Below are 23,772 nucleotides of genomic sequence, written 5' to 3' on the forward strand. Positions count from 1 at the left end.
GGTGGCTTAAGTGGATATAGCAACTTTAGTCGGATTGATTACCTGTGGGGTCATGGTATTTTTGGGAATTGTTACCGGTCCGGAGAAAATGGCAGGTTTCCGACACTTTTATGATTTGACATCCATTTTCATTACGCTTGGTGGTTCTATTTCTTGTATGATCATCCAATCTAAGAGTTTTGGAAAGTTTATTGAGGATATCAAATCGATTCGACTGGCAATGAAAGTTCAGCAGGCACATGAGGCAGAGGTGATACGCAATATTATCAATCTTTCCAATGTTGCAAGAAAAGAAGGCTTGCTTGCTTTGGAGGAAGCGGCGAATAACATAGAGGATGATTTCTTAAAGAAAGGAATCATGCTGATCGTTGATGGTACCGATCCTGAGCTTGTCCGCAGTATTATGGAGACTGAACTGGGAGCGATCGACGCAAGACATAATGAAAAGATCAATTTCTGGGCAAACTGGGCGGGAATGGGTCCTGCTTGGGGTATGATCGGAACACTGGTTGGTCTGGTAAACATGCTGTACAACATGGATGATATGTCTACGATAGGTCCGAATATGGCGGTTGCCCTGCTTACGACTTTGTATGGTTCGTTACTTGCTAACTGGTTATGTGTACCTATTTCCTTCAAACTTAAAATGAATAATGAGTTGGAAATTAAAATGAAGGAAGTTATGGTGGAGGGGCTTTTATCAATCCAGGCAGGAGAGAATCCTCGCGTGATCGAGGAGAAACTGAAGTCCTTCCTGGCGCCATCTGTTCGTGAACAGATCAATGAGCAGGATGGAGCCGCAGAAGGTGGTGAGGCGTAAATGGCAAAGAACAAAGAAGAGACAGAAATTAAGACAGACGGATGGAAAGATACGTTCTCTGATCTGATGAATTTGTTGCTCTGCTTCTTTATTCTCTTGTATTCCATGTCTTCGATCGATGAAGCGAAGTACGCTGAACTGGTCGCTTCTCTTTCAAATAGTGTTAGTATATTTAACGGTGGAGAAAAAGCAATTGGTCAGGGTCAGCTTATTTCCAGCGGTGCAACACAGTTGAATAATTTGGATAAATATTATTCAGATATGGGTAAACAGGCTCAGGAAACTGAGAATGCAGATGATCCAATGGCAAAGCTGGAGGCGAAACAGGCACAGGAAAAGAAAAAAAGAATGGATGAGCTGTACGGTGATGTTGTAAGGCAGACAGAAAAGAAGCAATTGGATGATGATTTGGATGTCACGATAGATGACGGATATAATTATGTTATGTTATCTCTGAATGGCAGTGTGTTGTTTGAATCGGGAAGTGCAGAGATTCAAAAAGATGCCAAAAAGATTTTGAACCGTATCGGAGATGTACTTAAAATGTATCCGAAAAATACGATCAAGATCGAAGGTCATACAGACAATGTACCGATTCATAATGCAAATTATTCCAGCAATTTATGGCTTTCCACGGCGAGGGCAACAAAAGTGCTGGAATATTTCCAAAAGCGGGGATTGAATCCCGATAATTTGGAAGCGTCCGGATGGGGTGATGTTCATCCGATCGCAAGTAATAAAACAAAGACAGGGCGATCTAAGAACCGTCGTGTTGAAATTAAAATATATGGAATGTCAGAAAATTGACAATAGTATATAATGGAGGCTTATTTATCATGAAGAAAAATATTTTTAGTGTCATCATAACGGCATTGACAGTTATCAATGTTGTCCTTACAGCAATTTTGTTTTTTGTGATGGTGCCAACGTTTACAAAAACCAACAATCTTTTGACGCAGATCGCATCTGCAGTGAATTTAGATCTGAATGTTGATGGGGATTCCAAAGGTGATGAAAACTATTCTTTAAAAGATCTTGAGACCGTAACGGTTGCGTTTGACTCTCAGCAGACACTTAATTTAAAAATAGGGTCTGATGGCAAGACTCATTATGCTCTTTTAGACGGCTACAGCCTCTCTGTTTATAAAGATGCGGATGACTATAAGGATGTCAGCGATATTTTGACGAACAATCAGGCAGAGATCACTGATATTATCCGTGCAGTGATTCAAAGCCATTCTTCGGATAACATTTCAGAAGATGTGATCAAAAAAGAGGCGTTAGAGCAGATACAGCAGCATTTGGATTCTAAAGCTGTGAAGAAGGTTATGTTGACGAATTTCATGTATCAGTGATAGACAGCGAGAAAAGTAATGGTTTCTTTTCTTTGGAATTTGTGCTATGATATTATAGTTGCAAAGACAATATATGTTATTGATAATTATAACAGGGATGTGAGGTGAAGAGAATGGGAGACACCCTGTCTCAGGAGGAAATTGATAATCTGCTCAGTGCATTGAGTACCGGAGAAATCAATCCGGATGAATTGGATGAGGCAGATGTAAAGAGTGTTAGAAATTACAATTTCGCCAGACCATCGAAGTTTTCCAAAGATCATTTGCGGACTTTGGAGATTATATTTGAAAATTACGGCAGACTGCTTTCGACGAATTTACCGGCATATTTGCGTAAGACAGTGCAGGTTGATGTGATGAATGCGGAAGCAAATGCGTACTCGGAGTTCTTAAATGCATTGTCCAATCCTGTGCTTCTAGGAGTAGTTGATTTTGCTCCGTTGGAAGGCAGCGTGGTAATTGAATTAGCATCTAACCTTGGCTTTGCGATTGTTGACCGTCTGTTGGGTGGTGGTGGAGAACCGCTGGAAAGGACTAGAGAGTTTACCGAGATTGAGTTGATTATTTTGGAGCGTGTTTTGGAAATATGCACCAATTTAATGATAGATCCATGGGCAAGCGTGGTGGAATTAAATCCACGTCTTGAGAGGATTGAAACAAATTCACAATTTGCCCAGTTTATTTCGCCAACAGAAATGACGGCAATCGTCACGATGAATATTCATGTTGGTGAGGTTGAGGGCTTGATGAATGTGTGTATTCCATATTCCTGCGTTGAGACAGTGATCGACAAATTAAATACCAAATATTGGTACTCAACGATCAAGGCAAAGGATGATGGAAGCTATACGGAAATAATTGAAAGCTTGATTGACAATGCCAAGATTCCAGTAAGGGCGATGTTGGGTAGAAGCTTGATCTCCGTAAATGATTTTATGAATCTTCAGATTGGAGACATTATCAAGTTAGATACCAAGACTGACGATGAGTTGGAGGTTTATACCGGGAATATTAAAAAGTTTTATGCTTTACCTGGTGCAGCTTCGGATTCTTACGCCGTAAGAGTGACGTCAGTAATAAGGGAGGAGCAATAAAGTATGGATGGAATGTTATCTCAGGAAGAAATAGATGCATTAACCGGCGGTGGTGGTGCAGCGACTAAGACCGCTTATGCCGGAGAGACGCTAAGTGATGCTGAGAGAGATGCAGTCGGAGAGATTGCTAACATTAATATGGGAACAGCAGCAACAACATTATCAACGCTGTTAAATACCAAAGTTACCATTACAACACCGAAAGTCTCTTATGTGACTTTAGATGACCTGTCATTACAATATGATAGACCATGTGTGTTTATTCACATCTCATATATTGATGGAATAGACGGTAACAACATATTAATCTTAAAAGAGCACGACGTAAAAGTGATCACAGATTTGATGATGGGTGGGGATGGTTCAAATACAGATGGTGAATTGTCGGAGATGCATTTAAGTGCGATCAGTGAGGCGATGAACCAGATGATGGGATCAGCGGCCACGTCATTATCATCAATGCTGGAGAAGAAAGTAGATATTAGTCCACCAACTGCAAGTTTGGTTGATCTGAATGATTCCATGACAGATGATACCGAAATTTCAAGCTTCTTGCAGGGAGAAATGGTTCAGGTAGCATTTGATATGGAAATTGGAGATCTGGTTGATAGTCAGATCATGCAGTTATATCCGTTTGAGTTTGCGCGCGACCTGTATCGCAAATTTGTTGGTGAATCTGAACCTGAAATTGAAGAGCCGCAGCCACAGGTGAGTCAGCCGACACCTGCAGCTATACCGGAACAGACGGTCAATGTGCAGAACGTACAACCAGCAGTGCCGCCGACACCGGATATGCCGCAGATGGCAGGAGCAATGCCGGTTCAGCCGGATATGATGCAGCAACAGCCATATGCAATGCCGAATGTCAATGTACAGCCGGCACAGTTTCAGCCGTTTAATGCAGGGGTAAGTCCGCTGATGCAGCAGGAAAATATTGATTTGATCATGGACGTTCCTTTGGAAGTGACGGTTGAACTTGGACGAACAAATAAATCCATCAAAGAGATTTTAGACTTTTCTCCGGGTACGATCATTGAGCTTAATAAGTTAGCGGGGGAACCGGTTGATGTTTTGGTCAATGGTAAATTTGTTGCTAAGGGTGAAGTAGTTGTTATTGAGGAAAATTTTGGTATACGAATTGTAGAGATATCAAAATAAAGAGTAGGATACATAAAGAGCTGGAGGTGTAGGAATGTTATTGATGACGGCTAATTTTTCTGCACTGTCCAGCTTTTTTAAGTTGATCGGCCTGTTGATCTTATTGATCGTACTGTTGTTTGCCGCATCTTTTGTAAGTAAATGGTATGCCGGGGCGATGTCAGGTAAGAAATATGCAGGAAATATTAAGATTATTGAAACATATCCCATTGGTCAGGGAAAAATGATACAGATCATACAGGTTGGCAAAAAATATATCGCATTAGTGCAGACAAAAGATTCGGTTGTTTTTTTGACTGAGCTTACGCAAGAGGATCTTTTGATAAAGGAGCCGGTGCAAATGCCTAGGACAGAAGGTTTTTCTGAGATGTTTCAGGAAATGCTGAAACATAAAAAAAAGCCGGATAAACAGTGATCTGTTATATGAAGATTGAAGTGTGAAATGATAGCAATATGATAGAAAGGTACCAAAGGACAATTGAGACAGAATATAAGAAAAAGATTTTTTTTAAAGCACAGAACGATGCGCGCAATTACGATATTAGTCGTTTTTTTATGTGTATGGTTTGCAGCGTCTCCTTCGTATGCTTTGGCAACGTCTGATCGCGTTGACAGTACAACAAGAAATCAAATATCCGGGAATGCGGATGACGATGATAATACGTTAGATTTGAATATTACATCCAATGCCGGCAGCGTTACGTTGGAATCTACTTTACAGATTTTGATCCTTCTTACGATCTTGTCGCTTGCACCTTCCATTTTGATCATGTTGACGTCGTTTACGCGTATTATTGTTGTCTTTCATTTTTTGAGAACAGCAATTGGAACGCAGACAACGCCACCAAATCAGATATTGATCGGTTTGGCATTATTTATTACATTTGCGGTAATGAGTCCGGTGTTTAATGAAGTAAACACTAATGCGGTTCAGCCGTATATGGCTGGCAATCTGACACAGAAGAAGGCATTAGAAAAGGCTTCGGAACCTTTGAAAACATTTATGTTAAAGCAAACTAGAGAAAAGGATCTCAAACTATTTATGACGATCAATGACATTTCATCGGATGATATTGAGAGCTTTGATGATCTTTCTCTTATTACGGTCATACCGGCATTTATTATCAGTGAACTTCGAACAGCGTTTATTATTGGATTTTTATTGTATCTTCCGTTCATCGTTATTGATATGGTAGTGGCTTCGACACTGATGTCAATGGGTATGATGATGTTGCCACCGACGACAATATCCCTGCCTTTTAAGATACTATTGTTTATATTGGCAGATGGATGGAACCTATTGATCGGACAGTTAGTGCAGTCGTTCCATTAACCATCAGAGGAACGAGTAGAAAGGAGACTGTGCAATGAGTGAGAGTCTTGTGTTAGACATATCCCGTGAGACGATCTGGACAACGGTGGAATCAGCAGCTCCGCTGCTACTGATCTCGCTGATCATTGGATTGATCATTAGTATTTTTCAAACAGTTACTTCTATTCAGGAACAAACGCTGACTTTTGTGCCAAAGTTTTTAGCAATCATGCTGGTGTTGGTGCTGTGTGGCGGCTGGATCATGAATAATATGGTAGATCTATTTGAAGCATTGATGAAAAATATACCTCAATATATTAAGTGAGTGATCGGTGAAGAGGACATAAAAGAAGACGGTCAGGTTATGGATCGTTTATCTACAAATAACATCGAACAGATAAGGAGAGACGAACATTGAATTTTACGGTTGAATACTTAGAATATATTTTATTAGTATTTATTCGGGTGGCTTCCGTTGTTTTTGTTGCTCCTTTTTTTGGTTCCAGTGAAATCCCGCGACGTGTAAAAGTTGCTATCGCGTTTTTTCTATCGTTGACGGTGATGAACCAGGTTGATTACAAGGCTGTGGAATACGCACATATATTAGAATATTCCGGATTAGTGCTTAAAGAAGCGATTACCGGTATTATTATTGGTCTGGGATCCAGATTGTGTCTCTATATCTTTAATTTTTCCGGTAATATGTTGGATATGGAAATTGGCTTCTCGATGGTTCAGGAAATGGACCCGACAACAAATGTAAATTCAACGATCACATCAAATTTTTATATGTATATATTTATGCTTTTGTTTTTAGTATCAGACATGCATTATTTTATTATTGATGCTATGATGGATTCTTATCAGCTTGTACCAATTGGAGGTGCAAAATTTTCGGTCGATCTGTATCATATCATGGTGACATTTATCACTAATTATTTTGTCATCGGTTTTCGAATTGTGCTTCCTATTTTTTGTTGTATGCTTGTCATCAATATTGTGCTTGGTATTTTGGCAAAGATTGCACCACAGATGAATATGTTTGTCGTGGGAATGCAACTTAAAGTGTTTGTGGGGCTTGTGTTGCTATTTCTGACGATGCAGTTGTTTGCCGGAGCAGCAGACTTCCTTTTTGATGAAATGCATACATTCACAAAATATTTTGTGCAGGCAATGGCAGCGTAGACGATAATAGTTGGCGTTGCTATTTTGCTGCAAATACGGTATAGTATAAAGAGGGTGTTTTTGCATCTTTATCAGAACAAAGCGATGGTATTGGAGAGGAAATGTATGGTTAGGCATGGCAGAATACGGTATGATCTGCAGCTTTTTGCCAAAGATGGCGAGGGCGGCGAGAAAACCGAAAGCGCAACTCCAAAAAAACTGGAAGATGCCCGCAAAAAAGGTCAAGTGGCGAAAAGCATGGATGCCATAACGGCTGTGTCGTTGCTGGTGTTTTTCTTTTTGTTAAAACTATTGATGGCATTTTTGGGCAGCCAATTTAAGGATGGTTTTTCGTTGTTTTTTGGGAAGATCAGCGATGTCACTAAGGATGAGTTTAATTTGCAGATGGCATGTGCTATATTGCAGCAACTGATCCAAAAGATCACGATCATCTGCCTTCCTTTTTTGCTGAGTACATTTATTGTTGCATTTGCCGTAAACATTGTACAGGTTAAATGGAAGGTTTCTTTTGAACCGATAAAGCCTAAGTTTGACAAATTTAATCCGGTTAATGGTGTGAAGCGTCTGTTTTCAAAAGACAAGATCATGGAATTGCTTAAATCCATTGCTAAGATTTGTGTCATAATTTATGTTGTTAAAAATTACCTGGAAGACAAATGGGCATTAGTGATGAATATGTATTCCTATACGTTGACTCAGGGTTTAGAGTTGTTGGGAGATATCATCATTAATATTGGATTGCGTATCAGTGCATTATTTGTTGTCATCGCGGTAGTGGATATCGTTTATCAGAAATGGAAATTTCAGGAAGATATGAAGATGACCAAGCAGGAAGTTAAGGATGAGTATAAGCAGTCCGAGGGAGATCCCAAGGTAAAAAGCCAACAGAAATCCCGTATGCAGCAGGCATCCAGGCAGCGTATGATGCAAGAACTTCCAAATGCAGATGTTGTCATTACGAATCCGACACATCTGGCTGTGGCGATACGTTATGACAAGGAGAAACACGAGGCACCGGTTGTGGTTGCCAAAGGTGCTGATTATTTGGCGGCGAAGATCAAGGAAACGGCATCAAATTATCAGATCGAGATCGTGGAGAATAAACCATTAGCGAGAATGCTATATCATAATGTTGAGATTGGAGCTGAGATTCCGCCCGAATTATACCAGATGGTGGCGGAAGTGTTGGCGTATGTATATAATCTGAAAGGGAAAACGGGATAACGTTTCTTTCAGAAGACGATTAAAGGAGATACATGATGAAACGGACTGATTTAATGCTGGGATTATATATCCTGGTACCTATCATCTTTTTGATTATACCAATACCATTGTTTTTGCTGGATATTTTGATGATGCTAAATCTGGCAATTGCATTGTTTATATTGTTTAATGCGCTGTTTTCGACAGAGGCGTTGAATATGTCGAGTTTTCCGACATTGCTGCTGATGACAACGTTGTTTCGTATTTCATTGAATGTAGGATCGACGAGAAATATTCTGCTGAAAGGAGAGGCAGGTAACGTAGTTCAGGCGTTCGGCGAGTTTGTCGGTGGTGGAAATCTGATTGTTGGCGGTATTGTGTTTTTGATCTTGATCATTGTACAGTTTATCGTGATCAATAAAGGTTCTGAGCGTGTGTCGGAAGTAACAGCACGTTTTACGTTGGATGCCATGCCTGGTAAACAGATGGCGATCGATGCCGATTTAAATACGGGTGCAATCACAGATGAACAGGCCAAGGAACGCCGTCAAAAGATTCAGGACGAATCTACTTTTTTCGGAGCGATGGATGGTGCTTCGAAGTATGTAAAAGGTGATGCGACAGCGGGGTTGATAATCACAGTGATCAATTTTGTCGGCGGTCTTGCTATCGGTGTTATGTCGCAGGGATTAGAAATGACAGAGGCATTGCAGAAATATTCCATACTCACGATCGGAGACGGTTTGGTCAGTCAAATACCATCATTGGTTATTTCGTTGTCAACCGGTGTGCTGGTAACAAAAGTATCAAAGGAGTCGGATCTTGGAAATGTGTTGATCACACAGTTGTTTTCGACACCGAAGGTATTGTACATAGTCGGAGCGACGATGGCGTTACTTGGATTGACGCCGCTTCCAACATTAATCTGCTTTATTTATGCAATCTTGTTCATTGCTGCCGGTCGAGCTATCGAATCGGCGATGGAAGTACAAAATATTGAGACAGAGGTTGACGAGGAAGAAGAGACAGCAGAGGAGATCAGAAGACCGGAGAATGTAGTCTCTTTGCTGCAGGTAGATCCGATCGAATTGGAATTTGGTTACGGAATCATTCCTCTGGCGGATGTGAACCAAGGTGGTGACCTGTTGGATCGAGTTGTTATGATACGTCGTCAGGTCGCACTGGAACTGGGATGTGTTGTTCCGATGATCCGTCTGAGAGATAATATCCAACTTAATCCGAATCAGTATGTGATCAAGATCAAGGGCGTACCGATCAGTGAAGGCGAGATTTTATTTGATCACTACATGGCGATGAATCCGGGGTTTGTGGAAGAGGAGATCACAGGTATTCCAACATTCGAGCCGTCGTTCCATCTGCCGGCGATCTGGATCACGGAATCGCAGCGAGAACGTGCGGAATCTATGGGATATACGGTAGTTGATCCGCCATCGATCATTGCAACACATCTTACAGAAGTGATCCGCAGTCATTTAGATGAGTTGCTTACGAGACAGGATGTGCAGAATCTGATCAATAACATTCAGGAAGCAAATACAACGTTGATATCTGAACTCGTACCTAAAATGCTGAGTGTTGGTGAGATACAGAAGGTATTGCAGAACCTGCTTCGTGAAGGAATTTCAATTCGCGATCTGGTGACGATCTTTGAAACACTTGCCGATAATGCGACAAGCACTAGAGATACGGATGTTTTGACGGAATATGTCCGACAAAGTCTGAAACGGGCGATCTCGAATAAATACTTCCCGCCTAATGAGATGACCAGTGTTGTTACATTGGATCCCAAAATTGAGCAGGAAATTATGGGATCTATCAAACAGACAGAACAGGGTACTTATATTAATTTAGAGCCGGACAAGACGCAGACGATCCTAAAGTCGGTTGGAGAGGAAATGGAAAAAATGGAAGAATTGGGAAAAAATCCAATTATTGTTACATCGCCGATCGTTCGGCTTTATTTTAAGAAACTGACGGAAGAGCAATTTCAGGATTTGATCGTTGTATCTTATAATGAAATTGACAGCAATGTAGAATTACAATCAATAGGGATGGTGACAGTATAGTGGTTATCAAAAAGTATATAGCACAAGCAGAAGACCTTGCTACACAGATGGCGCAAAATGAACTGGGGAAGGATGTTGTTATTATGAATGTCAAAAAAACAACGCCCAAGGGCTTGTTTAAGTTATTTCGCAAACCTCATGTAGAGCTTACGGCGGCAATTGACGATACAGCAGAGAATGCTGAAAAACCGGATTTTAGTAAACTGCAGGAGGCAATTCGAAGACGGTCAGAATATACGGCGCCGGATTCCAAAGCAGCTATGCAGGAAGCAAAACGGAAACAAATGCAGCAAAATGATCAAATTCTTCCGGATGAGCCGGACGAAAGGGTTAACGAGTCTGTGATCAATGAGCAGAAGATGATTGAACAAAAGTTGTCAAAACTGCAGAATCTTTTGGAAAAGCAGATGGGGACTGCGAAAGAGACGGAAACCAAGGAGAATGATAAAACAGATGACAAAATGGACGCTTATTTTCAGATGATCAAGAAAAAGATGCTTGAAAATGAGGTTCAGGAACAATATGTGGATCAGATCCTAAAAGAGGTAAAGAGCGGTTCCAGAAAAGAATGGACGTTAGATAATGTGTTAGCGGGGGTATATCAAAAGATCATATTAAAAATTGGTCAGCCGCATTTGATCGACGTTAAAACGACAAAGACCAAATACATTTTCTTTGTAGGTCCTACGGGTGTTGGTAAGACGACGACAATTGCAAAGATTGCTTCCACATTAAAACTCACAAAAAAAACCAGGGTTGCGCTGATCACAGCAGATACGTATCGCATTGCCGCAGTAGAGCAGCTAAAAACCTATGCCAATATTTTGGGTATACCATTAGAAGTTGTTTATTCGGCAGATGAAATGGATAAAACCATTGATGAACTAAAAGAGTTTGACCTTGTATTTGTTGACACGGCAGGACGTTCACATCAAAATGCAGAACAAGTGCAGGATATTAAAAAGATCTTAGATAAAGTGCCTGAAGAAGATAAAGAGGTTTATCTGGTACTAAGTGCAACTACAAAATACAAGGATTTGAAGAAAATATCAGAAGTGTATCGTAAGATTACAGAATATTATTTGATCTTTACGAAATTAGACGAAACGGATACCGTTGGCAATATTTTTAACATCCATATGTTGACCGGTGCACAGTTGTCTTATGCGACGTGGGGACAAAATGTGCCGGATGATATTGGAAAAATGGATGCACAAAAAATAACAAAACAGCTTTTAGGAGGGAATGGCTGATGGATCAAGCTGAGCGTTTACGCAACATTATAAAAAATCAAAATAGAAGACAGCATTTAGCCAAAGTCATTACTGTTACTAGTGGCAAGGGCGGCGTTGGAAAGTCTAATATATCTGTTAATCTGGCTATTACTCTCAGTAAAATGGGTAAGCGAGTAGTTATTTTAGATGCTGATTTTGGCCTTGCGAATATTGAGATCATGCTCGGAATCCGGCCGAAGTACAATCTGGTCGATATGATGTTTCATGGTAAGGGAGTTTGTGATATCATTGCGTCAGGTCCGGAAAATATTGGATTTATTTCAGGGGGATCCGGTATTCGGGAGATGACTAATTTATCGCGTGATCAGATACAAAATCTAGTTCGTTCTGTATATGAATTGGATCAGGTAGCTGATGTGATATTAATTGATACCGGTGCGGGTATTTCGGATTCTGTGATCGATCTGGTGCTATGTAGCAGTCAGGTGCTTCTCGTTGTGACACCGGAGCCTACGTCGATCACGGATGCCTATGCTCTTTTGAAAACTTTGCAGCGACAGGAAGAGTTCGAGGGCGGCAAAATGAAGATTCATATGATCAGCAATCGAACGCAGTCAGAAGATGAGGGCAGAGAATTATATCGAAAGTTGAGTGCGGTGTCTAGTAAATTTTTACAGATGGAGATGGAATACCTTGGAAGCGTTCCACATGATTTCAAACTGCAAAATGCCGTAATGCGGCAGGAACCGGTTACGATTGCTTACCCGAATGCACCGGCAAGCAAAGCGATCAGTCGGATTGCCAGACAAATTATCAACCAACCGGCGAACACGCCTGGAGCATTTACAGCAAAAGGTTTATCTGGTCTTTTTGCACGTATGTTTCGGAATGGTCAGCGGTAAAAGGGGAATACGTCATGAAAAATATTTTAATTGTAGATGACTCTGCACTCATGAGAAGAGTACTCTCTGATATAATAGATGATAACAAGGAACTCAATGCAGCATATCTGGCAGAGGACGGTGTGGAGGCGCTGGAAGTTTTAGACTCTGGAGCAAAGGTTGATGCTATTGTTTTAGATATCAATATGCCTCGAATGGATGGCATTGCCTTTTTGAAAGTGTTGAATGAGAGACATCAACGTGAGAAGGTGTTAATAGTCAGCACATTAGCTCAGAAAGGCGGCGCGGAAACTATTCGTGCGTTGGAGCTCGGTGCTTTTGACTTTATTACAAAGCCAACAAGTCTTTCCGAAGCGAAGGGTCCTTTCTTTATCAATATGTTCATAAGGATGCTATATGTGGCAACGGGATTATCTACGGCAGGATTGGATACCGGAGAGGAGCAGTCGGCTCCGAAACCGGAAACACAGAAACCTGTGTTTAAGAAATTGTTTCACATACAAAAAGCACCTGTCATGCAGAGAAAGCGTGGCGGCGTAGCAGGAGAGGTGAAAGCAGATCGTTCCAAGCATACCAAAGAACCGCTGGTGTCGGGTGCAAATAAGATCGTAGCACTTGCCTGTTCCACAGGGGGACCGAAAGCATTGCAACAGGTCATTCCGAAACTGCCGCCGAATCTCGATGCGTCAGTTGTCATTGTACAGCATATGCCGGAAGGATTTACCGGATCGCTTGCAAGACGATTGAATGAACTAAGTGAGATCACGGTCAAAGAAGCAGAGCATGGTGAACCGTTGCGGAAGGGAACTGTTTATGTTGCAAGGGGCGGTTTTCAGTTTCGCGTAATGGAGAAAAATAAGCATGAGCAGTATTTGTCCGTTACGATCGAGGAGGCCAGAAATGCATTAAAACCCTGTGCAGATATTATGTATGAGTCGTTGATGAACGTCTCCTGTGATGAGATAACCTGTGTGGTTTTGACCGGAATGGGCTCTGATGGGACAGACGGTATTTTACAATTGGAACAAGTCAAGCAGATTTATGTAATTGCGCAGGATGAAGAGAGCAGTACGGTGTATGGTATGCCACGAGCGATTGCCACAGCCGGAGCTGTTGATGAAGTTGTCGAGCTGCAGCAGATTGCAGAAACAATCATTAAACACGTGGGGGTGCAATGAAATGGATGTAAGCCAGTATTTAGAAATTTTTATCGATGAAACAAAAGAACATTTGCAAACGCTTAGCGATCAGTTGATGATCTTGGAGACGGAGCCGGATAACATGGAAACGATCAACGAGATCTTCCGTGCAGCGCATTCTTTGAAAGGAATGGCTGGAACAATGGGCTACAAGAGAATGCAGCGTTTGACGCATGATATGGAAAATGTATTTCAGGAGATCAGAAGCGGTAACATGAAAGTGCAGCCGGAATTGATTGATGTACTGTTCCGTGGACTGGACGCATTGGAAGGCTATTTGGCTAATATTTTGGAATCAGCCGATGAGGGTACGGAGGATAATGAAGAAATTATCAACACCTTAAATTCCATTGCGGATAAAGCCAAAGGTGGTACCGGAGAGGTGCCGGCCCCGACACCGACAGCAGCACCGAGTGATGATAAGTCGGCTGCAAGTGATGGGAATAAAGCGAAATACGAAAACATTCGTATTAGTGATTATGAGAAAGCAACATTTGAAAAAGCAAAAGAAGAAAATCTCAATATATTAGGAATTACGGTATACTTGCAGGATAGTTGTATATTGAAAGCGGCGAGAGCTTTTTTGGTATTCAAATGTTTGGAAGAGCTTGGCGAGGTTATGAAAGCCGAGCCGAACGTACAGGATATTGAGGATGAAAAGTTCGATTATGATTTCAGTTTGGTGTACTTTACAAAAGAGTCCGCCGAAAAAGTAAAAGCAGCAATCGAAAACGTATCGGAGATCAAAGAAGCGGTTGTTGGAACATTTAAGGTACAATTAGAAGGGGCTGAGGAAGCAGCACACGAGGAGTCGGCGCAGACCGAGGGAAAAGAATCAAAGCCAGTGACGAAAACCGAGGACAAACCAAAAACGCAGGCTGCAGCAGCGACACAGAAGAAACCGGAAAAGAAAGCAGCAGCTTCTAAGGCAAAACCGGCGATTGGTCGTACGGTGCGTGTGGATATTGAAAAACTGGATGTTTTGATGAATCTGGTGAGTGAGTTGATCATTGCAAAGAATGGATTAGTTTCCAGCAGTGCAACGAATGAACATAGAAACGATAATGGATTTAATGAGCAGATTGAATATTTAGAAAGTGTAACAACGAATCTGCATGAGTCTGTTATGAAGGTACGTATGGTGCCGATTGAAAGTGTTTTGAATCGTTTTCCACGTATGGTTCGAGATCTCAGCAAAAAGCTCGACAAAAAGATGGAACTTCATATGACGGGTGAGGAAACAGAGTTAGATCGTACCGTTATTGATGAGATCGGAGATCCATTGCAGCATTTGATCCGCAATGCAGCAGATCATGGCTTGGAATCGAATGAAGAGAGAATTGCACTTGGCAAACCGGAAGTTGGCAACATTTTCCTCGATGCGTATCAGGATGGCAATAATGTTATTATTGAGGTCCGCGATGATGGTGCCGGCATAAATGTAGATAAGGTACGACAAAAAGCATTAGATAGAGGAACGATCACAAGCGAACAGGCAGAGTTGATGTCTGACAAAGAGATTGTTGATTTATTGTTCCGTCCAAGTTTTTCAACCTCTGAAAAAATTACAGATATTTCCGGTCGAGGTGTTGGCCTTGATGTCGTTAAGACAAAGATTGAAGGTCTTGGTGGTAATATTGAATGTAAGAGTGCATTGGGTGAGGGAAGTAGTTTTATTATCCGTCTGCCACTTACACTGGCGATCATTCAGGCTCTTATGGTTGAGCTTGGCACAGAAAAATATGCAATTCCGCTTGGTAATATTGAAATGATTGAAGATATTCCGCTTGAGGATATCAAACATGTTCAGACGAAAGAAGTGATCAATTTGCGCGGAAATGTTATTCCGTTGATCCGTCTTGATAATCTTTTAGATGTTGAACCGGTAGAAAACGAGGAAGAGAGTCTGACGGTTGTTATTGTCCGCAAGGGCGATAAGCAGGCTGGTCTTGTCGTTGACAATTTGATCGGTCAGCAGGAGATTGTTATCAAGTCAATCGGTAATTACATTAATTGCAGCAAAATGATAGGTGGTGCAACCATTCTTGGTAATGGAGAGATTGCATTGATTCTTGAAGTAAATGCATTAGTATAGGGGGAGGTACATCATGGAAGAGATAGCAGATATTCAGAACTTAAACGTTGTGGGAGAGAGCAAGCAGTATATAGTGATCAAATTGGATGATGAATATTATGGCATAGATATCAGTTATGTGGATAATATTGTTCGAACTCAAAGGATCACACGTATACCAAAGGCGCAGAAGTATTTTAAGGGGGTGATCAACCTTCGTGGTGAGATCATTCCAGTGATGAGCTTGCGGTTGAAATTTGACCTGAAACCGGACGAATATACCAATGCGACACGTATCATTATTATTAAGTTAGAACCGCAGTCTGCTGTAGGCTTAATTGTGGATGAGGTAAAAGAGGTTTTGACTCTGAGTGAAAATGATATTGAGAAAAATACTGCGATTGATATGAACGATGCTAAAGCACAGTATTTGAGCGGTATTGGTAAAAATGGTGATAATTTAATATCTTTATTAAATATGTCTAGCGTAATTGTAGGCACAGCAGAAAAATAAACCAAGGGGCTGACAGAATCGAGGTGCGCATATGACGAACACAGAGGGCTTAGATAATATGAATTTTGATGTACTTACGGAAATTGGCAACATTGGTGCCGGCAATGCGGTCACTGCGTTGTCGCAAATGATCAATGCAAAAGTTGACATGTATGTTCCACAAGTAAAAATGTTGACATTCCAACAATTAGCTAATGTGATCGGTGGCGAAGAAACATTGGTTGCGGGAATCATGCTTTCCTTAGAGGGAGACATTGAAGGTTCTATGTTATTTATGCTTGGTTCGGAAGATGCACATCGTTTGGTGGAACAATTGCTTGGCATGAAGCCGCAAGCGGATGATACTTTTTCAGAAATGGAAATGTCAGCGTTGATGGAACTTGGTAATATTATTACCGGTGCTTACTTATCGGCGATTTCTAAAATGACAAATTTAACAATATCTCCGTCGGTTCCGTATTTATCTGTCGATATGGCGGGGGCAATTTTGAGTGTGCCCGCCATAGAGTTTGGAAAATTAGGTGATCAGGCACTTTTGATCGAGTCACGATTTCGAGACATGGATGTAGATATTAGTGGTTATTTTATTATGATTCCAACGCTGGATTCTTATGATTCTATCATGCGGGCATTAGGGATTAGTTGATAGAGATCAGCAGAGTAAGATTGTTGGAAAGGTATGGTTGCCACTATGGGAGAAATGATAAAAGTTGGAATGGCTGACTTAAATATATGTATAGCTCCGGATGCGTTGACAACGCTGGGACTGGGGTCTTGTGTTGGTGTGGCTTTGTACGATGCACAGATGCGGATTGCCGGGCTTGTACATATTATGCTTCCGGACAGCAGTAAAGTACGTCAAAATGAAAATAAGGCGAAATTTGCAGATACCGGCATTGAATTGCTGATCGAACGCATGAAAGAGAGAGGGGCTGCTGTTAATCGTCTAACAGCTAAAATTGCAGGAGGCGCGCAGATGTTTGCATTTAAGTCAGATAATGATATGCTGCGTGTTGGACAGCGGAACGTTGAAGCAGTTAAACAAAAGTTAGCACAATTAAATATTAAGATCCTGGCAGAGGATACCGGCTTGAATTACGGAAGAACAGTTGAGTTTTATCCGGCTAACGGTGATTTTGTAATTAAATCTGTTGGAAAACCGGTACAGACGATCTAGGGAAGGAGACTTTTTGGTGAAGGCAGAATTTATTCCAAAAGTGATCACATTACTGGCAGGTGCAGTAGTGTGTATTGTAGCTATTGTGAAACAGATGGATGTGACTTACAGCCTGGAAGTGCTGTTAGCGACATTGATCGTCTTTTATATTATTGGGATCATTGCACAAAAAATTATTTTGAAAGTGGAGCAGAGTAATCGCTTTATCCGAAGCAAACGTGATGAAGAATTGCGAGAGCAGGAAAAAGAGCAGCAAGAACAACAGGATGAGCAGAAACAAACAGGGGAACAGACTGATTCTGACCAGGAAGAACCATAAAATATTTTATAAACGGGAATGATGGTTAGTTGCAGGAGGGATGGAGTTACTCGATGGACGAGAAAAAAAGGATTGCCCTTTGGGAAGAATATGCCCGTACAAAGAGCAGCAAGATTCGCGAAAAACTAATTTTGGAATATGCCGGTTTGGTCAAGATTGTTGCCGGAAGACTGGGAATGTATTTGGGTTATACCGTAGAGTATGATGATTTGGTGGGATATGGTATCTTTGGTCTGATCGATGCGATCGACAAGTTTGAACTGTCCAAAGGTGTAAAATTCGAGACGTATGCCAGCCTTCGAATACGTGGTGCAATTATTGATCAGATCCGAAAGATGGATTGGATCCCGCGTACGATCCGTCAAAAACAAAAAAAGATAGAGACAGCCATGCAGGAGCTGGAGCGAGAGCTAGGACGAACACCTAACAGTGAGGAACTGGCGGAATATTTAGAGGTTACAGTAGAAGAAGTAGAACAGATGATCTCGCAGGCTAACTTATCCAGCTTGATTTCTTTGGATGAGTATTTAGAGCAGGGGAGTGATGTTCATACAGAACCTAGTGGACGCCCGAGGTTTGACCAGCCGGAACAGGTTGTAGATCGACAGGAAACAAAGCGTATTCTTGCAGAAGCGATTGATAAACTGACGGAAAAAGAGCAGAAAGTAATTGCGTTGTATTATTTTGAGGAGCTTACGCTCAAGGAGATCAGTAATGTGTTGGAGGTTTCGGAATCCAGAGTCTCACAATTACATACTAAAGCCTTAAAAAAGATGAAAGAACGCTTGGGAGACCAAATAGATCTGTTTGGAATAGGAAACATATAGACGAGGAGTACAGATCGGATTCATCCATTTGTAGCCCTCGTTTTTCATTGCAGCAATAAAGACGATGTATTAATGGTACTTGAATCTGTTTTTGTGGTACAATGCCAAAACACAGAACGTCGTGGGCTGAGGAAGGAGTGTGAATATGAAAAGAAATGCATATTTTCGACTAATACACAAAGCAGATGGCATTTTTTTGCAGAGTTTTGCATCACAAGAAGGTGGAAAAGAGCTTTCTGTAGACGACGTGACCTGGTATTTAGATCAGAAAAAATACGCAGAAAATGTCTCTTCGGTGGAAGTTCAGGACTTTGTGCAGCGTTCAGTTATAGGTCAGACACTTTTGAAAGTATCGGACAATTCTGAGGCGTTGCCAGAGAATGAAATGGTACGTATTACAATAGATCCGCATAGTTATCTGGCAAAGATCCGACTGTATCCGTCCTCTGACAAAGGATCACGTCTGACCGAAGAAAATGTGTTATCTCTGTTTGCACAGAATGATGTGCATCACGGCATTTTAATGCAAAACCTTACATTGCTTCTTAAGGCAGAACTATACTGTACGGATGTATTGATCGCAAAAGCAGTGCTTCCGGTGCAGGGAAAGCGCGCTAGTATCACATATCATTTTGATGTACAGAAAACGAACACTCCAACGATGAAGGAAGATGGTTCGGTAGATTTTCATAGGCTGGATATGATCGAGCGTGTTGAAAAGGGACAGCTTCTTGCAACGTTGACGCCGGAAACAGCACCGATTCCGGGAACGGACGTTCGCGGAAATGTGATACAACCTGCAAAATTAACGCCAGTTGTACTCAAGCATGGTAAAAACATACACTTATCAGAAGATCAGTTGGAAATGTATGCGGATTGTGCCGGAAATGTTACACTGGTGAATGATACCGTGTTTGTTTCCAATGTCTATGAAGTTCCGGCAGATGTCGGGACATCCACCGGAGATATTGATTATGATGGCAGCGTTGAGGTGAGGGGTAATGTGTTGACCGGTTACACGGTAAAAGCAGCCGGAGATATTGCGGTAAATGGTGCGGTTGAGGGAGCAACTTTAATCAGTGGTGGTAAAATTGTTATAAAGCGTGGAATGCAAGGCATGGAAAAAGGCGTTATGAGGGCCGGGGGAGATATCATTTCTAATTTTATTGAAAGTTCCAAGGTACATGCAAGTGGAAGAATTATCACCGATGCGATCATGCACAGTGATGTGGAGGCTGCAGATGAAATTATTGTCGATGGCAAGCGTGGATTGATCGTCGGCGGAAAGATCCATTCGGGATTCAAGATCACGATGAAGACAGCAGGATCTACCATGGGGACCCAGACGGAACTGGAGATTGGAATAGATCCCACGCTTTTAGAGCGCTATCGATGTATTGAAAGGGATATGGAAAAAATTTCTGCAGAACGTGATACACTGCTGCAAAATATTGATATTCTCAAAAAACGCCTGAAATCTAACGGCAAGCTCGATGAGGATAAATTAACATTGTTAAAATCATCGGCAAAGCGTGTTCAGGAGATTGGACCACTGATTGCGCAGATGTCGGAGGAATACGATGAGCTGGAGAAAGAAATTGAATCCACACAAAATGGTGGACGTATTGTTATATCTGAAGTTGCATATCCTGGTGTGAAAATGACCATTGCAAATGTGTCCAGTTTCATCCATAATGAAACTAAACATAGCGCATTTGTCCGCGATGGAGCAGAAATACGCATACGTGCGATCTGATCTATCCGTCAAGTTTGTTTTTGTGAACAACACACAATGAAAAGGGATACCTGTAGCTTATTGCCTGCAGCTGGAAAGGATGAGTGATCATTATGTCATTAACACTTGATTATGTTTCGATGCCACCGAAATCACAAGAAATATCACAAATACAAAATGCAGAACAGATTCGTTACGAACATGGTCAGCAGGAGATGGCGGCGCAGTTCCAACAGTCAGTTAAGAATCAGTCGGAGCAGACGATACGCAGGGCTAAGGCGGAAAATGAGCCGAATCGTTATGATGATGAAGAGCGTAAGCGTAGACAGAAGCATTCGGGCAAACAAAAGAATAATTCGTCCGACAACAAGAAAGAAACGAAAAAAGAACCGCATTTTGACATGCGCATTTGAGAAGAAAGGTAGAAAAAGTAAAATGATTTTTTTGGAAATAGTAATGATCGTGATTGGACTTGGTGCTATTATTTATAGCACAAAAATTACGGATGGTGCGGAGAGTTCAGATATTAAAAGTGTTGTTGATTGGCAGGATCAGATGGAGCAGCTCCGTCATAAAATAGAGCAGTTTAATGAAGAAATCACACGCAAACAGGAAGAGAAACTAGAGGATACATCGGAAAAAATGAATACGATCTCAAACGAAAAGATTATGGGGATCAGCGAATATTCAGATCAAGTGATTGATAAAATTGAGAAAAATCATGCAGAAGTTGTATTTTTGTATGATATGTTAAATGAGAAACAGGCAGAGATTCAAAAACTGATTCACGAAGCAGATTCCTCGAAAGTTCAGTTTCAGGATGAACTTGCAAAGTCTTATCAAAATGTGAAGGACATTGTGGATCCGGTAGTGGTAAGTGGAAAAGATGCAAAAAAGACCGGTAACGAACAGTCTGATAGTGATCTTTCAGAGGAAGATTATGATCTGCAAAAGCTGAGTGACAAAGAGAGACAGGCTTTTGACGAAGAATTTTCTATGCAGGAAGAAGAGAAAAAAGTTAATCATAATGAGGAGATACTCGCACTTCATGACAAGGGATATTCCATCTTAGAGATTTCTAAAATGTTAGAAATGGGACAGGGCGAGGTCAAATTTGTATTAGATATGTACGCATAGCATTGAGAGCGATCATGGAGGAAAAACAGATGAAACATAAAAAAACATTTTGGAGAGGTTTTGGATCCGGTGTCCTTTTCGCGGCAGTTATTTTGGGCATTTCGTGTTTGATCAGAACATCGGATGCGCAGGTGGTAGCTCGCGCAAAGAAACTTGGTATGGTCTATGAAACCTCTGATAGCAACGCATTGGCGTTAAAATCCAAAGATCAGGAGCAGAAAGCAACGAAAGAGCCGGAACAGACGGACGCTGCTGCAACGCAAAAGCCGGTGCAGAGCATAGAGCCGGCCGCTAGTGAAGATCCATCCAAAGTGCCAACGCCGGAACCATTGGGAGATTCAGGAAATGACACGCAAACCAAGAAAGCTTCAACTAAGAAATCTATTGACAATGATAAAACTATGCAGAATGAGAAAAAGAAGATGGAGAAAGAAGTCAAAAGTTCTGCTAAAAAGTTAAAGATCGTATCGGGTGATATGTCACAGACTGTTAGCAAAAAACTAGAGCGGCTTGGAATTATTGATGATGCCGAATCGTTTGATAATTACATGAATCGTAATGGATACAGTCAAAATATCACGGTGGGATCGTTTTCTATCTCGCCGGATGACACATATCGGGATATTGCAAAGAAGATTACTAAATAAATTTGCAGAAGACAGAAGATAAGATGTGTTCTCATGTATTATATAAATGCTATTGGATAACAGGAAGGTAGGATCAATATGAAATTTAGACCGTGTATAGATATTCACAATGGATCGGTTAAGCAGATTGTCGGCGGGACATTGAGTGACCGTGGAAATCAGGCAGAGGATAACTTTGTGTCTGAATACGATGCTGCCTTTTACGCCAATATGTATCGTGAAGATGGACTGACAGGGGGACACATTATTTTATTAAATAAAGCGGATAGTGAATATTATGAAGCAGATCTGGCACAGGCAAAAGAAGCATTGACAGCGTTTCCGAGGGGGCTGCAGATTGGCGGTGGTGTGAACTTACAAAATGCGGAGTCCTTTTTGGATATGCAGGCAAGTCATGTGATCGTTACGTCTTTTGTGTTTCGGGATGGCAGGATCGATTGGGATCATCTGAAACAATTAGTATCCCTGGTAGGACGAGAACATTTGGTGTTGGATCTTAGCTGCCGGTTTGTTCAAGATGACTATTATATTGTGACAGATCGTTGGCAGAAGGTTACAAAACAGCATTTTTCTGTCGAAACATTAGAAATGCTGTCGGAATATTGTGATGAATTTCTAGTGCATGCTGTTGATGTTGAAGGGAAAACTTCAGGAATTGAAAAGCAGGTGATCCAGCGAATGGGCCAATTTCAAGGGTGTCCAATGACGTATGCAGGTGGTATACACAGTCCGCAGGATTTACAGTATATTGCAAAAGCTGCGAATGAAACGGTGGATTATACTATCGGTAGCGCATTGGATCTGTTTGGAGGATCGATCGCCTATAAAAGCATTGTATCCGGTGAATTTACGGGTGCAATGTAACAATTTTGTAACAAATTTGTAAAACGACTTGCATTTTTCAGAAAACATGATATAATTGTTACATAAATGTTAAGAAATTGTATTAATTTCGCAACAAAATTTGCTGCTTTATAAGTGGCGGAATGGGGATTATTTATGTTTAAGAAATTTGCAATGTTTGTACTGATGATTGGAATGTTGTTCAGCTTCGGGCTCGTACAACAGACAACCGTTTCTGCTGACAGTGCAGTGACTGTTTCAGAAAATACAACAGAGAATAATACAGAGACAATGAGTGTGCCGGTCGTGTCCAGTGCTCCGGTTGCAACAAAGCAGCCTGTTGTTACGAAGACACCAGCAAGAACAAAGCAGGTAAAGAAAACAATCGCTAAGTCTAAGAAGACCAAAAAATCAAAAGTTAAGAAAAAACGAGCTAAGTACAAGAAATCAGACTTGAGACTTATGGCAAGTATTATTAACTGTGAAGCAGGCGGCGAAAGCTATCAGGGACAGGTTGCTGTTGGTATAGTTGTAATGAACCGCGTAAGATCTAAGCAGTTTCCAAATACCATTCGTAAAGTGATCTATCAGCGTGGACAGTTTTCACCGGTACGTAATGGTATGCTTCGCAAAAAATTAGCACAGTATGATGCCGGAAAGATTCGTTCCAGACAGTGGAAATCATGTATTAAGGCAGCGAAAACAGCTTTGAATGGTCAGACGATCGTCAAGATCAAAGGTAAGACACGTAGCATGAAAGGGGTTCGTTTCTTTAGTGTTGGACTTCCAAATGCAAAATTCCGCTTGGGTGGACATCGATTCAAATAAGAAGATGGATTAGGACAGCGTATGATGCAATACACTGTCCTTTTTAATTTTTAGAGGAAACTTTTCGATTCTTATAATCTAAAAAATACTCTGCGAGAATGCGATCAGCGCACAGAGGAAG

At 41.2% G+C, this 23,772-nt stretch carries 26 protein-coding genes; all 26 read left to right on the top strand.

Annotated features, from left to right (window positions below):
* The first annotated feature begins 10 nt into the window (after positions 1–10).
* The 26 genes from DXB73_RS03390 (at position 11) to DXB73_RS03515 (ending at position 23,651) form a co-directional block, all read left to right on the top strand.
* Positions 11–820 (top strand): motility protein A, encoded by an 810-nt coding sequence (locus DXB73_RS03390; protein WP_182448187.1) that lies wholly within the window; start codon positions 11–13, stop codon positions 818–820.
* The gene (locus DXB73_RS03395; RefSeq protein ID WP_118690151.1) at positions 821–1,627 is read left to right on the top strand and encodes a flagellar motor protein MotB; all 807 of its coding nucleotides are present in this window, start codon (positions 821–823) and stop codon (positions 1,625–1,627) included.
* A gap of 29 nt (positions 1,628–1,656) precedes the next feature.
* A complete protein-coding gene (locus DXB73_RS03400; RefSeq protein ID WP_118690152.1) occupies positions 1,657–2,175 on the top strand; it encodes a flagellar basal body-associated FliL family protein in 519 nt (172 codons plus the stop codon).
* A 113-nt stretch (positions 2,176–2,288) separates the two neighbouring features.
* A complete protein-coding gene (fliM, locus tag DXB73_RS03405) occupies positions 2,289–3,269 on the top strand; it encodes a flagellar motor switch protein FliM (RefSeq protein ID WP_022026238.1) in 981 nt (326 codons plus the stop codon).
* A 3-nt stretch (positions 3,270–3,272) separates the two neighbouring features.
* A complete protein-coding gene (gene fliY, locus DXB73_RS03410) occupies positions 3,273–4,427 on the top strand; it encodes a flagellar motor switch phosphatase FliY (RefSeq protein WP_118690153.1) in 1,155 nt (384 codons plus the stop codon).
* A gap of 34 nt (positions 4,428–4,461) precedes the next feature.
* The gene (locus tag DXB73_RS03415; protein ID WP_118690154.1) at positions 4,462–4,842 is read left to right on the top strand and encodes a flagellar biosynthetic protein FliO; all 381 of its coding nucleotides are present in this window, start codon (positions 4,462–4,464) and stop codon (positions 4,840–4,842) included.
* Between the two features lie 255 nt (positions 4,843–5,097).
* Positions 5,098–5,760 (top strand): flagellar type III secretion system pore protein FliP, encoded by a 663-nt coding sequence (fliP, locus tag DXB73_RS03420; RefSeq protein ID WP_347474473.1) that lies wholly within the window; start codon positions 5,098–5,100, stop codon positions 5,758–5,760.
* A gap of 34 nt (positions 5,761–5,794) precedes the next feature.
* Positions 5,795–6,064 carry a flagellar biosynthesis protein FliQ gene (gene fliQ, locus DXB73_RS03425; RefSeq protein WP_022026234.1) on the top strand — a complete coding sequence of 90 codons (270 nt, stop codon included), beginning with the start codon at positions 5,795–5,797 and terminating at the stop codon, positions 6,062–6,064.
* Between the two features lie 89 nt (positions 6,065–6,153).
* A complete protein-coding gene (gene fliR / locus DXB73_RS03430; protein ID WP_118690155.1) occupies positions 6,154–6,924 on the top strand; it encodes a flagellar biosynthetic protein FliR in 771 nt (256 codons plus the stop codon).
* A 60-nt stretch (positions 6,925–6,984) separates the two neighbouring features.
* A complete protein-coding gene (gene flhB / locus DXB73_RS03435) occupies positions 6,985–8,148 on the top strand; it encodes a flagellar biosynthesis protein FlhB (protein ID WP_243104701.1) in 1,164 nt (387 codons plus the stop codon).
* A 35-nt stretch (positions 8,149–8,183) separates the two neighbouring features.
* Positions 8,184–10,214, top strand: coding sequence for a flagellar biosynthesis protein FlhA (gene flhA, locus DXB73_RS03440; RefSeq protein WP_182434053.1), 2,031 nt, complete (start codon positions 8,184–8,186; stop codon positions 10,212–10,214).
* On the top strand, positions 10,214–11,467 hold the full coding sequence (gene flhF, locus DXB73_RS03445; protein ID WP_118690156.1) for a flagellar biosynthesis protein FlhF: 1,254 nt from the start codon (positions 10,214–10,216) through the stop codon (positions 11,465–11,467). Before flhA ends, flhF begins: the two co-directional genes overlap by 1 nt.
* A complete protein-coding gene (locus tag DXB73_RS03450; RefSeq protein WP_118690157.1) occupies positions 11,467–12,351 on the top strand; it encodes a MinD/ParA family protein in 885 nt (294 codons plus the stop codon). Before flhF ends, DXB73_RS03450 begins: the two co-directional genes overlap by 1 nt.
* 14 nt (positions 12,352–12,365) lie before the next feature.
* Positions 12,366–13,529 (top strand): chemotaxis-specific protein-glutamate methyltransferase CheB, encoded by a 1,164-nt coding sequence (gene cheB, locus DXB73_RS03455; RefSeq protein ID WP_118690158.1) that lies wholly within the window; start codon positions 12,366–12,368, stop codon positions 13,527–13,529.
* Between the two features lies 1 nt (position 13,530).
* Positions 13,531–15,645, top strand: a complete 2,115-nt coding sequence (locus DXB73_RS03460; RefSeq protein ID WP_118690159.1) for a chemotaxis protein CheA — start codon at positions 13,531–13,533, stop codon at positions 15,643–15,645.
* A gap of 13 nt (positions 15,646–15,658) precedes the next feature.
* Positions 15,659–16,138 carry a chemotaxis protein CheW gene (locus tag DXB73_RS03465; RefSeq protein ID WP_118690160.1) on the top strand — a complete coding sequence of 160 codons (480 nt, stop codon included), beginning with the start codon at positions 15,659–15,661 and terminating at the stop codon, positions 16,136–16,138.
* Positions 16,139–16,169: 31 nt separating this feature from the next.
* The gene (locus tag DXB73_RS03470) at positions 16,170–16,784 is read left to right on the top strand and encodes a chemotaxis protein CheC (RefSeq protein WP_118506351.1); all 615 of its coding nucleotides are present in this window, start codon (positions 16,170–16,172) and stop codon (positions 16,782–16,784) included.
* Positions 16,785–16,829: 45 nt separating this feature from the next.
* A complete protein-coding gene (locus tag DXB73_RS03475; RefSeq protein WP_118506352.1) occupies positions 16,830–17,315 on the top strand; it encodes a chemotaxis protein CheD in 486 nt (161 codons plus the stop codon).
* A gap of 16 nt (positions 17,316–17,331) precedes the next feature.
* Complete coding sequence (locus DXB73_RS03480) at positions 17,332–17,634, top strand: hypothetical protein (protein WP_118690161.1); 303 nt, start codon at positions 17,332–17,334, stop codon at positions 17,632–17,634.
* Positions 17,635–17,687: 53 nt separating this feature from the next.
* Positions 17,688–18,461, top strand: a complete 774-nt coding sequence (locus tag DXB73_RS03485) for a FliA/WhiG family RNA polymerase sigma factor (RefSeq protein WP_118690162.1) — start codon at positions 17,688–17,690, stop codon at positions 18,459–18,461.
* 145 nt (positions 18,462–18,606) lie between these two features.
* Entirely contained in the window at positions 18,607–20,217 is a 1,611-nt protein-coding gene (locus tag DXB73_RS03490; protein ID WP_118690163.1) for a FapA family protein, read from the top strand.
* Between the two features lie 92 nt (positions 20,218–20,309).
* Positions 20,310–20,609, top strand: coding sequence for a hypothetical protein (locus tag DXB73_RS03495; RefSeq protein WP_022026218.1), 300 nt, complete (start codon positions 20,310–20,312; stop codon positions 20,607–20,609).
* 22 nt (positions 20,610–20,631) lie between these two features.
* Positions 20,632–21,333 carry a DUF6115 domain-containing protein gene (locus DXB73_RS03500; RefSeq protein WP_118690164.1) on the top strand — a complete coding sequence of 234 codons (702 nt, stop codon included), beginning with the start codon at positions 20,632–20,634 and terminating at the stop codon, positions 21,331–21,333.
* 29 nt (positions 21,334–21,362) lie between these two features.
* A complete protein-coding gene (locus DXB73_RS03505) occupies positions 21,363–21,980 on the top strand; it encodes a hypothetical protein (RefSeq protein ID WP_118690165.1) in 618 nt (205 codons plus the stop codon).
* A gap of 78 nt (positions 21,981–22,058) precedes the next feature.
* Positions 22,059–22,844: a phosphoribosylformimino-5-aminoimidazole carboxamide ribotide isomerase gene (hisA, locus tag DXB73_RS03510; protein ID WP_022026215.1), complete on the top strand. Its 786-nt coding sequence runs from the start codon at positions 22,059–22,061 to the stop codon at positions 22,842–22,844.
* A 135-nt stretch (positions 22,845–22,979) separates the two neighbouring features.
* On the top strand, positions 22,980–23,651 hold the full coding sequence (locus DXB73_RS03515) for a cell wall hydrolase (protein WP_118690166.1): 672 nt from the start codon (positions 22,980–22,982) through the stop codon (positions 23,649–23,651).
* The last annotated feature ends 121 nt before the right edge of the window (positions 23,652–23,772 follow it).

Origin of the sequence: Clostridium sp. OM05-6BH, assembly GCF_003481635.1 — a bacterium.
Lineage (GTDB): Bacteria > Bacillota > Clostridia > Lachnospirales > Lachnospiraceae > Butyribacter.